13 protein-coding genes and 2 tRNA genes are annotated in these 13,508 nt (G+C 40.7%); 8 read left to right on the top strand and 7 right to left on the bottom strand.

Going from position 1 to position 13,508, the window contains the following annotated elements; genetic code table 11:
- Positions 1-3 precede the first annotated feature (3 nt).
- Positions 4-369, bottom strand: a complete 366-nt coding sequence (gene rpl7ae / locus TVG_RS02340) for a 50S ribosomal protein L7Ae (RefSeq protein WP_010916707.1) — start codon at positions 367-369, stop codon at positions 4-6.
- Positions 370-610: 241 nt separating this feature from the next.
- Here rpl7ae and TVG_RS02335 point away from each other — a divergent pair.
- Positions 611-694 (top strand) — tRNA-Ser (locus TVG_RS02335).
- Positions 695-760: 66 nt separating this feature from the next.
- On the opposite strand, the gene TVG_RS08765 is transcribed toward TVG_RS02335, so the two are convergent.
- Positions 761-1,864, bottom strand: coding sequence for an SDR family oxidoreductase (locus TVG_RS08765; RefSeq protein WP_010916706.1), 1,104 nt, complete (start codon positions 1,862-1,864; stop codon positions 761-763).
- A gap of 69 nt (positions 1,865-1,933) precedes the next feature.
- Positions 1,934-2,650, bottom strand: coding sequence for a helix-turn-helix domain-containing protein (locus tag TVG_RS02325; RefSeq protein WP_010916705.1), 717 nt, complete (start codon positions 2,648-2,650; stop codon positions 1,934-1,936).
- 162 nt (positions 2,651-2,812) lie between these two features.
- Here TVG_RS02325 and TVG_RS08275 point away from each other — a divergent pair, with 162 nt between their 5' ends.
- From TVG_RS08275 to TVG_RS02310, 3 genes are all read left to right on the top strand, one after another.
- Positions 2,813-2,965, top strand: coding sequence for an L-rhamnose mutarotase (locus tag TVG_RS08275; protein ID WP_083755823.1), 153 nt, complete (start codon positions 2,813-2,815; stop codon positions 2,963-2,965).
- Between the two features lie 201 nt (positions 2,966-3,166).
- Entirely contained in the window at positions 3,167-4,096 is a 930-nt protein-coding gene (locus TVG_RS02315) for a TIGR00269 family protein (RefSeq protein WP_010916703.1), read from the top strand.
- An 87-nt stretch (positions 4,097-4,183) separates the two neighbouring features.
- A tRNA-Ile gene (locus TVG_RS02310) sits at positions 4,184-4,258 on the top strand.
- A gap of 492 nt (positions 4,259-4,750) precedes the next feature.
- Here TVG_RS02310 and TVG_RS08760 read toward each other — a convergent pair.
- Positions 4,751-5,020 (bottom strand): peroxiredoxin, encoded by a 270-nt coding sequence (locus TVG_RS08760; protein WP_010916702.1) that lies wholly within the window; start codon positions 5,018-5,020, stop codon positions 4,751-4,753.
- Positions 5,021-5,734: 714 nt separating this feature from the next.
- Between TVG_RS08760 and TVG_RS02300 the strand changes: the two genes are divergently transcribed.
- Complete coding sequence (locus TVG_RS02300; protein WP_010916700.1) at positions 5,735-6,778, top strand: TRM11 family SAM-dependent methyltransferase; 1,044 nt, start codon at positions 5,735-5,737, stop codon at positions 6,776-6,778.
- Here TVG_RS02300 and TVG_RS02295 read toward each other — a convergent pair.
- Together TVG_RS02295 and TVG_RS02290 are read right to left on the bottom strand one after the other, a co-directional pair.
- Positions 6,775-7,287: a DUF2250 domain-containing protein gene (locus TVG_RS02295; RefSeq protein WP_010916699.1), complete on the bottom strand. Its 513-nt coding sequence runs from the start codon at positions 7,285-7,287 to the stop codon at positions 6,775-6,777. The two genes, TVG_RS02300 and TVG_RS02295, sit on opposite strands and share 4 nt — an antisense overlap.
- Positions 7,288-7,297: 10 nt before the next feature.
- Complete coding sequence (locus TVG_RS02290) at positions 7,298-9,079, bottom strand: PINc/VapC family ATPase (protein WP_010916698.1); 1,782 nt, start codon at positions 9,077-9,079, stop codon at positions 7,298-7,300.
- A gap of 49 nt (positions 9,080-9,128) precedes the next feature.
- Between TVG_RS02290 and TVG_RS02285 the strand changes: the two genes are divergently transcribed.
- Genes TVG_RS02285 through TVG_RS02275 form a run of 3 tightly spaced genes read left to right on the top strand, consistent with a single transcriptional unit; the run spans position 9,129 to position 11,897 of the window.
- Entirely contained in the window at positions 9,129-9,839 is a 711-nt protein-coding gene (locus tag TVG_RS02285) for an asparagine synthase C-terminal domain-containing protein (protein WP_010916697.1), read from the top strand.
- 55 nt (positions 9,840-9,894) lie between these two features.
- Positions 9,895-10,668 carry an S-methyl-5'-thioadenosine phosphorylase gene (locus tag TVG_RS02280; protein WP_010916696.1) on the top strand — a complete coding sequence of 258 codons (774 nt, stop codon included), beginning with the start codon at positions 9,895-9,897 and terminating at the stop codon, positions 10,666-10,668.
- A gap of 5 nt (positions 10,669-10,673) precedes the next feature.
- Positions 10,674-11,897 (top strand): MBL fold metallo-hydrolase, encoded by a 1,224-nt coding sequence (locus TVG_RS02275; protein ID WP_010916695.1) that lies wholly within the window; start codon positions 10,674-10,676, stop codon positions 11,895-11,897.
- Between the two features lie 107 nt (positions 11,898-12,004).
- Here TVG_RS02275 and TVG_RS02270 read toward each other — a convergent pair whose 3' ends face one another.
- Positions 12,005-13,414: an MFS transporter gene (locus TVG_RS02270; protein ID WP_241760309.1), complete on the bottom strand. Its 1,410-nt coding sequence runs from the start codon at positions 13,412-13,414 to the stop codon at positions 12,005-12,007.
- Positions 13,415-13,508 lie beyond the last annotated feature (94 nt).

Genomic DNA, 13,508 nt, shown 5'->3' with positions numbered 1-13,508 from the left:
ACCTTACTTCTTCAACTGTTCTACGGCGGAGACTATGGACTTATAAAGTTCCTCGTTCTTGCCGTAGTCAACAATCGACACCGATGCTGCAGATGCAATTCCAACTTTTGATCCAAGGTCTGCCTTCTTTTTGACGTATACATAAGGTACTTTCTTATCCTCACATAGGGAAGGCAAATAGTACACAACCTCAGGTGGGTTTACATCCTCTGCTATGACTACCAGCTTACTTTCCCCGCGTTCTATCGACTTTATTACTTCGTTTGTACCTTTCTTGATCTTTCCGCTCCTGAACGCACTTTCCACAAGGTCAAGAGCCTTCTGCGAAACATCTTCGGGAGTTTCAAACTTTACATAGCTTTTCTCCATTTCAATTACCTCCTTCACTTTTAAATCTTCTAAACTTAACCTTAATGCCAATCATATATTTATTTTATTTGAGGCCCGTTAGATACCTATGTATCGAGGGCAGGCTAAGGTTAAATGTTAGAGTATGATGGGATTGTGAGCTCATATATAACGCTTTAGAATTTAGCTTGTGCAACGTTATGCCCCATTGGGGAAACTTTATAAATTTACGTATAATAAAGGAAAATCTGCTGGGTCTATTGCTGGGATAGCCTAGCCTGGTAAGGCGCAGGTCTGGAAAACCTGTGCTCATTAGAGCTCGGGAGTTCAAATCTCCCTCCCAGCGCCTGAAAATACACTTGTCCTAAGGTCAATGAAAAAAAGTCTAAGAGTGATAAAAAAATTAGGAAATTTACTGTAAATTTATAAACATGCCTCCATCGGCAAGCAGCTCGGAGCCAGTTACATAGGTATTATCGTCGGAGACTAAGAAGAGAGCTGGTGCAACCATATCTTCTGGATCACCCAGCCTCCCTACTACAGTCCTTCTCTCCATGTATTTCCTTTTCTCTTCGTTAGAAAGATCGTCTTTATTTATATCAGTAGTTATTGTCCCAGGTTCTAGGCTATTTACGAGTATCCCATATCTACCAAGTACTATCGCTACTGAATGCATGAATCCATTCAGAGCTGATTTTGTCGTTGTGTAGTGAGTCTGAAATTCTCCTCCTACGCGTCCACTTATCGAACTCATTATTAAAATTCGACCTTTGATTCCCTTTTCGATCATGTGCTTGCTCACAGCCTGCGTAATAAAATAATGGCTCTCTACATTCACCTTCCAGACCTTTTCAAAAAGATCTATATCGATTTTGAAGAAATCTTCAAATGGACATATACCCGCATTGTTTATCAATATGTCAACATGTTCAAGTCTGTTATCGTTGATATCCATTGAAACTACTTTCCTGCAACCCACAGAAGAGAATATCTTTGTGGCCAGCAATCCTATTGTTCCCGCACCTATGACAAGGGCCCTATCATCAATTTCAGGTCCAGCCTGAAGTACGCCACGCAGGGCAGTAGCGAGCGGTTCTGCCAATGAAGCTTCAGGGATTTCCTTTATCTCGTAACAAGAGTACTCAGGGACGTTCACATACTCTGCAAAAGCACCTGGATAGTCCACACCAATCAGCTTCCTCTCAAGACAGAGTTGTCTATTTCCAGTCTTGCAATACCTGCACTTTCCGCATGTCACAAGTGGATTAACAGCAACGTTTTTATTAAGAAGTTTAGGATCTACATCCTCTCCTAATTTTACAACTTTTCCTGTAAACTCGTGACCCATTACTGAGAGTGACTTCCTCAACTCGTTCTGACCTACAAATGCTGAAAGTTCAGAGCCGCGTATGCCAGCATAATTTACCTTAAGTGTAACCCACCCTCTTTGCGGATCTTCCAATTTATTATCCTCAATCTCCATCTTTTTGATGCCAGTCAAAACAAGTGTTCTCATATAAGATCGCTACCAAGTACAATGAATTCAATAAAGGATAAAAATAAGGTATCGGAACTGTCCAAAAATTCATTCCTTCATTTCATTCATTAATTTTAAAAGTTTAAGATTGTTCATTGTTTTCTGTTCGGCCTTCCTGAGATATTCTTGAACTGTAGATTTTGACATGCCAAAGTATTCTGCTAGATCCCTGATGCCGACATGCCTTGGGATAGAATAGTAACCCCTAGACACTGCTTCCGCTATGATCTGCATCTCAGATGGTGTGTATGAAAGGAATGGAGAGAAAGCATAATAGAAGTTTTTAATACACCTCGCTTTAAATTGGTAAATTTTTCCTAGTCCATTAATGGAGTTCTTCAGTTCAAGGACTCTATCCGAAGGAATTATTGCGTACTTCTCCTCAACGCCTCGCCTGACTACATCATATTCAAAGATGCTCTGGTAATCATTTAAAATACCTTCTATCATACCCCCATAGACTTCGTATAGGTCGATAAAGTAGACGTTCTTTCGGAGTTCGCTAGGGCTATAAGCCATAACACGGTGAATTGTTTTCTCCCTGTTTATACGTCTTAAGAAGTCTCTAAACTCCTTTTTGCCTTGCGCCCTTATCTCAAAGAGCCCATATATATTATTCCTATCTTTAAGCGGAATTATCTTCAAAGTATGAATGGCTATGTTATGCTCTTTCGTAATACCAGTCCAGCAACCTTCGTGCTCCATCTTGAAGTATACCATCGAAAATCTATCATCTGGGCTGACAAAGGACGTTCGAGAGTTCATGGCTAACATATGATCAAAATATATATGAATAAGCATTATTATATCCTTTAAAAATATACATATATCATTAAATATCAAAACCTTATATAAGATTTTGACTGTATCATTGATTTTGGTATTTACTATAATTATATATATTAAAATAGAATTCACGTTGAGACTATGCGGTACTTTTTTACATTGAAAATAGATGGTACAAGAAAAGCAGAATATATCGAAAAGCATAGACGCGTTTGGGATGAAATGATAGCAGAACTTAAAAAGGCTGGGATACGTAATTACACGTTGTTTATAGATGATGACAATGTATACTGATACTGGGAATATGGTGATATTTCTACCGTTGTGAACTACCTCTTTAATAGAGAAATAGACAAGAAATGGCAGGAATACATGGGTAATATAATATTGGAGAGAACAGATACTTTCCCAAACAAATTTACGGAAGTTTTCCATATGGATTGATGACGCTTTAATTCAGTATTTATTAATATCAAATCCTGATACTTGCTTGTTATGAAATGCTCAAAGTGTAGTGCAGAAGCCATTTATTATGCTAAATACAATGGCTTATACCTATGCCGAGATCATTTTAATGAGATGATCGAAGGCAGGGTTAAGAAGGAGATACGAAAACAGGTAGAATTCCACGGTGATGATGTAACGATATCTGTTGCACTTTCTGGTGGGAAGGATTCGTCTGTTACCCTTTTTCTTCTCCACAAGATCCTAGGTAATAGGAAAAATATGAAAATAAAGGCCTTTACTGTCGATGAAGGTATAGATGGATATAGACCAAGTGGGCTGGAAAGTGCCAAGAGGCTTTGCACTAGCCTCGGAATAGACCACGAGACAATTTCATTCTATGATTCTTATGGTCTAACTTTGGATAGTATAGTAAAGACTAATCCAGTAAAAATACCATGCGCCTACTGTGGCCCGCTACGGCGTAAGCTAATTAACGAGATGGCCGATAAGCAGGATGCAGACTACGTTGCCTTGGGCCTAAATCTAGATGACTATAGCCAATCCATACTTATGAATGTAGCAAAAGGTGACTTTGATAGATTTATAAGAATGTCCCCGCAGACGGATCGCAAGGTAGGGCTGGTAAGGCGTATTGCTCCACTAAGGACCATACTTGAAAAGGAAGTTGTGCTTTATGCAGTGACAAACGACATACCCTTTGACAGCAGCTGGTGTCCATACTACAGCAGGGCACAGAGAAACGTGTTCAGAGAGGTAGTAAACAAACTTTCTGAGGAGAACCCAAGTACAAAATTTGCAATATTGAAGTTCTTTGATAGAGTTAGGGAGAATATCACAACTGGTCATGAAGAGGTGAAGTTAAAGAGATGCAAGATATGCGGGGCACCAACCGAGAGGGATGTCTGTACGGCCTGTTCTTCATTGCAGGAAGTAAATGAAATGATGGCAGAACATTAAAAATATACTTTAGATCATTGATAGTAGCTCTCATACACATAAATACCAGGGAAAATGTATTAAATATCAAACAAATTACCTGATGTTGGGGTTGTAGCTTAGACAGGCTATAGCACTCGGCTGATAACCGAGAGGTCACCGGTTCGAATCCGGTCAACCCCATACTACTTAAATTTGTGCGCAAAACAACAAAAATTATACCATTGATTTAAGAGAAAGTGGCTTCCATTGATTTTGAGGATGAAAAATAGTCAAAGATAAACGAGTCAGCGTTGTGGTCTCAGAGAAAGAGGATTAGAAGAGGTAAGAAGACCAATGTTTATTAATATTAGGCTGGAGAATTCTGATCTTTAGAGAGATAAATATGAAAGAAATGATATCTCTAAAAAACACAGTAAATATTTCATAACTAAAATAATAGAACACCTCCTTGAGATTAAATCTACTATCTGTTAGTTGCATTTCAATCAAAGTTCAATCATGAAATGATTTCAGAACAACAGATTATAAAGCCCCCGTGAAGAGCAGTTGGCAAACTCTCCACCTTGACACATCTTTCATCTAAATATTTTTGCTCCATACATCGTGCACTTAATCTGCCTCTTTCATCCTTGATGTTTCTTTTGTTTCCTTATATCTTACTCAGGGGCTTCCTTATACGTTAGCCACCACACATAACCCTTGTATTATTTTCATACTTTCAGGTATATCATCGATAGTAACTGGCGGCGGTATTATAGACTTGTCTTTTATTAATTCGTTGTCCGGCCTGCTTGCAGGAGTTTCCACTTTATACTTGTCAACCATCTGCAACGCTTTTATCATTCTGAGGATCTCTGATAAATTCCTCCCTATCTTAATAGGATAATAAAGTTTGGCCCTTACCACATATTTGCCATCTACGATAAATACTGTCCTAACCATAGAGGTTGCAGATTCTGCTTAGATGATTCCAAGTGCATTGGCAACATTTTCCATCGGATCAGCTATTACGCGGAATTTGACATCTATTTTCAAATTATAATGTATCAAGCTGAGCTATTCTATATGCGATATTTTCGAGTCGACACTAAGCCCTATTAATTAAGCGTTCAACCTTTCGGGTTCATCGTTTCTTCGAGCAAATGAGAAGAACTCAGTAGCACGTACGGGAGTGAAATCACCGAAATGGCTGAATAATACAAGCCATTTTCCGCTGTAATCGCCAGGTAACTTCATATTCCCTTTTATTGCACAACATCCATTCAAGAAAATTTCTCACCGATTAACGACGTTCACTTTTCCATCTTTATCAATACTGCACTGTAATTTGCATTAAGAATTTTTACTATGCTAAACAAATAGCAATTAATGAAATACGTTCAGGCAATGTATAATTTACCTTTAGAATAGTTTATGGAGATCGGGTTCCTTATACGATTGGAATTAGTGATATTCTGTCCAATTTTGTAGTACCTCTATAAACGATATTAATGGGATGTTTTTCCCTTTTTTTCTAAAATAAAGTTTTATTGCAATATGTTATCTGTTATACAAAGCCTCTAGAGTAGCCATTCCAATACTGTATGGCTTTTTATGGCTCACCCTATTGAAGCTCCATCGAAAAAGATTAAATCATATTGGAGTTTAATCAAACAGATGATTGATTCAAGCCTAGTCTTGGATGCAGAGACTATCCGGAATTTCGTAAAAAGCGTTAATGATGCCGATAGCATGGATAAAGTAAGGGCGGCAGTTTCTTCTTTTGCTGAAGAATTGAGATCCAAATCCTCTGAAAATGGCATATCAATAAGGGAAGATGTGCTTAAATCGATCCTACAAAGGATCGCCTCTTCACATACAACTGAGCTGGCAAGGCATTATGCTAATGAAGTCTACAATATGGCATTCATATCCAGAAAACTACCATACAGCGACATAGATCTATCTAGGTGGAGGGAATACGATTTCGTAATTACTGACAGCCTCTGGCTATTCGACAAAAGGGATTATAGAGGATCGAAACTTGGCTGGTATTGGGGAAACTTTGTACCTCAGATACCAAGGCAGCTTATTCTTAGGTTTTCACGCAAAGACGAATGGGTACTCGATCCTTTTAGCGGCAGCGGTACAACTTTAATTGAAGCTAAAAAGCTTGGCAGGAATTCTTTAGGTATCGAAATAAATGAGGAAGTATGTAAGAAGTCATTAGAAATCCTTAACAGCATAGATGGTGACGGATTTTCTACAGCTATAAGCGGGGATTCCGCAAGCGTCAATCTAACAAAAGTGATGGAATACTATGGCATACCTGAGTTTAACCTCGTGATAATGCATCCACCATATCACGACATAATCAAGTTTACAGATATTGGTGGAGATCTTTCAAACGCCAGAGACACAAAGGAATTCCTATCCATGCTGGGAAAGGTGACGAGGAATGTTTCCAAGTATCTTCAGAAAGGGCGATTCCTAGCACTCGTTATAGGAGACAAATATTCCAACGGCGAATGGATACCGTTAGGTTTCTATTCCATGCAAAAGGTAATGGATCAGGGGTTTAGGCTCAAGAGCACTATAGTAAAGAACTTCGAATACACAAGGGGGAAGGCCTCATCCTCAGATCTGTGGAGATACAGAGCTCTGGCCGGTGGGTTTTACGTCTTCAAGCATGAATACATCTTTGTTTTCCAAAAAACCTAGTTTTGATCCTGGCACCTTATTGCCTGCATCCTCAGGGCAGCTTCGAATACCTCTCTGCCTAGTTCCGTGAGATCGAAGCACTTATCTATTAGGCCCATAGCCTGAAGCCCAGTGCATCTATCTGGGCTGGTTTTGCGTACCTTTCGACTGCAGAGGAGTTCCAACTTTTCTTTACCGAGGACTTTAACATAAAGCTTCGGCGTTATTTCTTTTAACACTGCCTCTGCCTTCTTGTTGATCTGATAGTAGGTGTGGTGTTTGTGGACTTCTGCACTTTTCTTTAGCTTCGCCTCGGTCCTTTTTATAGAGGTGTTCGTGTAGTAATCAAGAAGGCCCATCTCTTTCAATCTTTCAAGGTACGCTCTCACTCTAATTTGCGGGATCTCAGTATACCTCGTTATGTTCTTAGCGTAATCCACATGCGCAACTGTAAAATGTTTCAAAACTCTAAGCATATCGTAATCATTTATCAGATCCATTATTTCATTTTCGTACTCCATAGCGATCATTTAAACACTGCTAATCGATAGAGTAGAATATGTCCCCACCGTTCTTTATGTGATTGTATATTGCGTTTCCAATGTCCGTAGTGAGCTTTATCCTTACTACCCCCTTCGAAGAGGAAAGCGCCTGCAGTATTGGCACTTCGCCTAAGTATATTTTTACATGCTTGTTTGGATGCCCAACGTCTATGTATATGATCTTGTTCTTTATCTCTACGCCAGCCTTCTCCCTTTCGCTTGATCCACCAGCTTCTTCCACATCTATCTTAATGCCAAGCTTTTTTTCTATTTCAGAGATGTTTCTCCCATTCCTTCCTATGAGCTTCGGTATGTACTTTGGATCCACTCTAACTATGGCCCTGCTGTCACCTACCATTTTTACTTCAACATCGTCGCTTTTCAGCACCTTCTTGATGTAATCCTCGATCCTGTCCACAGCAAGCCTTGATACAGAACTCTCGGTCTTTTCTTTAACTGGGACAACTACGATCTGCTCTCCGAAGCTGTAAATTTCGTATAAATCCTTCCCGGTTATTAAGTCTGACACAACTATAACGGGCCTGGCTAGATCTTCCTGGGTCATGCCGTACGGAATCTTAACTGTATATTCTGTACTAAGAACTTGTGCTACCTGCCCATTGCTTATGTATATTATCGTATCAATTATCTGTGGTATTAGACCTAGCTCTATCCTCCCAATGAATCTTTGAAGTGCGTCGATGGCCCTAGTAGCGTGAACTACGCCAACCATTCCTACTCCTGCGAGCCTTAGATCGGCATAGACTTTGAAGTCGTCGGTCACCCTCATCTCATCGAATATGGTGTAATCAGGCCTTACTAAGAGCAATATGTCGCCGGTCATCTCCATGGATCCTTCCAGCTCAGTGTACTGCGTTATATCCTTTGAGACATCGAGATCTCTCGGCCTTTCCATAGTTTTCACTATCTTGCCGCGTGCATTGAAGAATTCAGCAAGGGCCTGGACAAATGTACTTTTGCCTGCTCCAGGAGATCCTGCTACCAGTATGCCGTTCGCAGTACTTTCTAAGCGCTCCTTAACCTTATCGTTAAGTTCATAGTAATCTATACCCAGCTTTACGATAGGCCTTACAGCCGTGATCTCCATATCATCGGAAAATGGCGGCCTAGTAATAACTATCCTAATGTTCTTAAGCTGTACTACTGTGGCTCCGAGTGCATCCATTTCTATAAAAGAATCAGGTTCTAGCTTTCCTCTCTTGACTATGTTGCTGGCTATATTTTCGAGATCGTTTCTATTAATGACGTAGTCCAGCCTTTTATACTTAACGTTGCCAGGCTTGCCATCCTTCAAAACTGGATTAGTACCAGCCTTGAGGTGTACGCTCATAGTTGTTTCCTCGAAGAACTCTTCTATGTTCTTTATTATCTTTTCAGGCGGTGACAAATACTCCACGGTTATACCTTTTACTATGGCCACGTCCCTTTGTATAATATCGCCTGTAACAAGAGTGGCATCGTACTGAAAGGCCACCTGCCTTATCATTTCATCTATTTCGCCGCTCTTTGCCCTCTTTATTTGCCATTCCTTGGGCCTTTCACCTTCAATTTCTATAGATATCTTTCCTTCCGATTCCATCTTTCTAAGCTTCTTAAGTTCCTCAAGGGCAGCAAAGCCAATTGCCCTCCCCTCATTGGCCTGATGCTCTATCTCAGATAGCATGGCCTCCGGCAAAATGACGTTAGATCCTTCCCTTTCTGATATAAAAGCAGTAAACCTGCCATCTACAATCACAGATGTGTCTGGAACGTAATTCACGTTCAGAATATTATAGGTAACTATTTAATATTGTTTATACTCACCGCACGTGGACTACCATATTCAGGAAGAAAAAATACTCGAGGTATTGAAAGAGAATGTTTACGGCCTAAGAGGCAGCATAGCATTTTCTGGTGGCCTTGACAGTTCCCTGCTTTACGTAATTTCCGATAGAAATCTTGTTCCGTACACAGTAGGGTACTCCTTTTCTCATGATGTAAACCGTGCAAAATTTGTACTAAGCCTTTTAAACGGTTCCGGAAAATACGTAACTTTGGATGAAATTAACATTGAAAATTACGTTAAATATTTAAAGTCGGAATACCCAGACATAAATAAGGTTGAAATATCTTTTGAACTTGTACTCGAAATACTACTCGAAAATGTTGATTCAGACCTTTTAGTTACTGGTCAGGGGGCCGACGAGCTATTCTTTGGCTACAAAAGATCTGTCAACGAGATGGACAATTCGCTTCAGATGGAGAGGCTATTAAAGCGAACCATACCAAGAGAAAAGGATATGGCAAAAAGACAAGGAAAGGAACTTGTTACACCTTTCCTCGATGATAGAATATTGAAGTTAGCCAGTGAAATATCTCCGGCTTACCACTGCCTGTATGGCGGCAAGAAGGCCTTAAGGGAGATAGCTAAAATCGCCGGCCTCCCTGAAGAAGTATACGGATATAGGAAAAAAGCAGCGCAATACGGATCTGGTATAGACAAAGCGCTTAAGTCTGTATCTTACTTTGGGCTATTTTAGCACAGCTTTAAAACGAAGGTTTTTGTTTTAGAGTCTTTTATGGATTCGATATAGAATGGCATACATAGGTATAATTGGCGGCAGTGGCCTCTACGACTTGATGGCTGAATCGAAGAAGGTTGATGTTGATACTCCTTATGGCAAGCCTTCGGATCTAATAGAAATAGGTGAAGTAAATGGTGTTGAGGTAGCTTTTCTCCCAAGGCATGGCAAGAAGCACACGATCCCTCCGCATAAGGTCAACTATAGGGCAAATATATGGGCCCTACACGATCTAGGCGTCGAAAGGATAATAGGCTTAAATGCGGTTGGATCCCTAAGGGAAGATTACAAGCCTGGCGATATAGTAATACCGGATCAGTATATCGACTTTACAAAAAGGAGAGAACTCACATTCTATGATGGCCCACAGGTATACCATATTTCAGAGGCAGATCCGTTTTGTCCAGAGATGAACGAATTGTTTTATCAAACTGCCAAAAACCTTAAAATCCCCGTTCATAATACAGGTACGTACATAACAATTGAGGGTCCAAGATTCTCAACAAGAGCAGAATCGAAAATGTTCAGACAATTCGCTGATATAATTGGAATGACTCTCGTACCCGAAGTTGGGTTGGCGGGAGAACTGGCGCTATGTTATTCGGTAATAGCTTCCATAACGGATTATGATGTATGGTCTGAAAAGCCAGTAGATGCTCGAGAAGTTATGACTATTATGAAGCAGAACGATAAAAAGGTTAGAGACATTCTCTTCAACGCACTTCCTAGGATTGGGAAAGACAGGAAATGCGCATGTTCTCTTAGATTAGATAACGCTAAAGTGTGATCGAAATGAAATTGAAATTTTTGGGTGGTGCAGAAGAAGTAGGGAGACTAGGAGTAAAAATAACGGACAGAAACACAAGTGTGATCGTGGACTACGGCGTAATACCGGATAAGCCTCCACAGTACCCTATGCCCCCTGAGCCTGTTGATGCAATGTTTATAACACATTCCCATCTGGACCACATAGGGGCAATACCTGTCTATTACCATAAGGGAGAGCCTGATCTGTACGCTACGCAGATGACATTGAACTGCATGAAACCGCTGCTCAATGATTCGCTGAAGGTAACAAATTTAGAAGGGTACCCAGCTATGTTCAACGAAGACGATATAAATACAGCACTAGCGAATATGAAGCCTGCGAGGTATTTCGAATCGTTCGATGTGGGTGACTTCAAAGTGACGCCTTATCCGGCTGGGCACATCCCTGGTTCTGCTATGTGGAAGTTCGAAGACGGAAAATCGATAACTGTCACTGGCGACGTTAATACAATAGATACGTACTTGATCAACGGCGCAAAGCCAATAAAGACAGACGTTCTCATCATAGAAAGCACCTATGCTGGGAAAAACCACGAAAGCAGGGAAGATGTAAGGAAGAGGTTCAGGGAAAGCGTAAGGGAGGTCATTGAAAGCGGAGGCAAGGTAGTAATGCCAGCCTTTGCAGTAGGAAGAACGCAGGAACTGATAATGACAATTGCAGATATGGGATACGATGTGTCCGTAGATGGCATGGGGAATGACATAAGCTCCATATACTTGAATACTCCAGGTTTCCTGAAGTCGAAGAGAGACTTCCTCAGGGCCCTTGGAAAGGTCAGGGAAGTAAAAGGACGCAGGATGAGAGAGAACGCCATTAACAGCGACATAATAATATCTACATCTGGCATGCTTGACGGTGGCCCTGTACTAGGTTATATCCAGAAACTTATGGAGGATGAAAAGAGCGCCATATTTGTAACTGGATACCAAGTTGAAGGCACAAACGGAAGAAGTCTTCTAGAAAACGGTACGATCACTGTTGCTGGTGTTACTATGAAACCAAAGATGAGGGTCGAATTCTTTGATATGTCTGCACACGCAGGGCATGACGAACTAGTGAGCTTCATAAAAGCCATAAATCCAGAGAAAGTCGTGCTTATGCACGGTGACCATAGAGAAGAGCTTCTGCCTGATCTTGAAGGCTATGACGTACTTTTACCCTATAACGGTAAAGAGTACGAAATCTAGTTTTTTAATAAATTGATATTTTTAAAATTCATCTTTATGGAGAATAACATTTGAGGAAAATGATAGCAGATAACCTTAAACCAAAATAAATAATTAATATTGTATTTTCACGCTTTTGATTTCCATATCTTTTCAAGTGGAGTCTTTTTCGTCTCCGGGGCAAATATTACACTAATTATGAGCGCAAGTGCCATCAGGATTGCAAATATGAATATAGAGTGGAAAACAGGATATAGTGGAAATACGACTATGCCCATTATTGCTCCTACCCTTGATACAGAGGTAGCGATACCCTGTATTGTAGACCTGTAATTGGTTGGAAACAGCTCTGTAGGATAGAAAAGCGTCGCAGCTCCGACCCACTGTTCAAATAGCACGAAGGAGAAAAAGAATGCCACAACCGGCAAAAGTGTGCTTATCTTCACAACAGATCCAAGAAGCAGCAAGAGAAACATAACGAATAGACCACTGATAGTTAGTATTCTCCTGCCGATCCTGTCGGCCAAAGGCATCGCAACTAGGTATCCCAATATAGCACCTACCGCAACTATCATACTGCTTTCTGCTATTGCCCTAAGCCCTGCCGTGTTAAGGACATGAGAAGCTAGACCAAGCTTGTCTATAAGCGTAGGATAATAGAAACCTATACCGTAAGATGCAACATCGAAAAGGAACCACACAGAGAGGACGAATATAGTGGAAGCGAGAAATTTGGAAGAGAAAAGTGAAGAAAACTTTACAGATTCTTCCTGCTCTGCCTCTGCCTTGCCTTCTTCGACATCCGGCTTCCTTCCAGTAAGATCTTCAACTACCGACTCTGCGGATTTCGTCATGCCATGCCCGATGAGCCACCTAGGAGATTCCGGTATTCGCATCCTAAGGAATATTATAGGTATGGCAATTACTCCGCCCACTATGAACGTGTACCTCCAGAAGTATGGGGTAAACGCAAATGTATAGTTCATCACAGCTGAGAAAAATGAGCCGAGCCAGTACATGCCGACCATACCGTATAAGAGAGTGCCCCTCTTCGAGACAGGTGAGAACTCTGATACCATAGTAGAGCTTATAGGATAATCGCCGCCTATACCAATGCCGAGCATCAGCCTACTTATGAAAAGCATCGCAAAATTGGTGGCTAGGCCAGCGGTTATGGCGAAAACAACGAATAGAAGTAGGTCTATGCCGAATATCTTTTTCCTTCCAATCCTGTCGGATAGCCTTCCAAGCAACGGAGCGCCTATTATCATTCCGATGAACGCAGACACGTTGACCAAGATATAGTCTAGTTTTCCAAAATGAAGCTGTGTTGGCATCAGCAGTATTGCCATTGTTATGACCGAAAGATCGTACCCATCAAGGAACATCCCCATAGATGCAAGTATCTCTATCTTCCTATGGAACGGTCTTATTCCCATTCTGTCCATATCATCAAAGAAACCCATCCAAATACCTCCTATGTTTGTACATCCCGTTCCACTCCCTGTAGACGGGTATTGAACTAACCTAATATACATATAAACATCAGTAGACTATATATATAGATTTCTGTATTTTCATTCGTTATTTGCCGATTCTCTGCAAGTGAGAAAAAAAATATAACCAACTTAT

It is taken from the genome of Thermoplasma volcanium GSS1, from assembly GCF_000011185.1.
Lineage (GTDB): Archaea > Thermoplasmatota > Thermoplasmata > Thermoplasmatales > Thermoplasmataceae > Thermoplasma > Thermoplasma volcanium.
The sequence above is the reverse complement of the archived record's forward strand: the minus strand, read 5'-3'. Positions and strand labels throughout refer to the sequence as shown.

Bases quoted from the DNA above. Each gene is read 5' to 3' on its own strand.
- rpl7ae (WP_010916707.1), bottom strand. From the start codon at position 369: ATGGAGAAAAGCTATGTAAAGTTTGAAACTCCCGAAGATGTTTCGCAG.
- TVG_RS02325 (WP_010916705.1), bottom strand. From the start codon at position 2,650: ATGAACTCTCGAACGTCCTTTGTCAGCCCAGATGATAGATTTTCGATG.
- TVG_RS02295 (WP_010916699.1), bottom strand. From the start codon at position 7,287: ATGATCGCTATGGAGTACGAAAATGAAATAATGGATCTGATAAATGAT.
- TVG_RS08765 (WP_010916706.1), bottom strand. From the start codon at position 1,864: ATGAGAACACTTGTTTTGACTGGCATCAAAAAGATGGAGATTGAGGAT.
- TVG_RS02270 (WP_241760309.1), bottom strand. From the start codon at position 13,414: ATGTATATTAGGTTAGTTCAATACCCGTCTACAGGGAGTGGAACGGGA.
- TVG_RS02280 (WP_010916696.1), top strand. From the start codon at position 9,895: ATGGCATACATAGGTATAATTGGCGGCAGTGGCCTCTACGACTTGATG.
- TVG_RS08275 (WP_083755823.1), top strand. From the start codon at position 2,813: ATGCGGTACTTTTTTACATTGAAAATAGATGGTACAAGAAAAGCAGAA.
- TVG_RS08760 (WP_010916702.1), bottom strand. From the start codon at position 5,020: ATGGTTAGGACAGTATTTATCGTAGATGGCAAATATGTGGTAAGGGCC.
- TVG_RS02275 (WP_010916695.1), top strand. From the start codon at position 10,674: ATGAAATTGAAATTTTTGGGTGGTGCAGAAGAAGTAGGGAGACTAGGA.
- TVG_RS02315 (WP_010916703.1), top strand. From the start codon at position 3,167: ATGAAATGCTCAAAGTGTAGTGCAGAAGCCATTTATTATGCTAAATAC.
- TVG_RS02300 (WP_010916700.1), top strand. From the start codon at position 5,735: ATGATTGATTCAAGCCTAGTCTTGGATGCAGAGACTATCCGGAATTTC.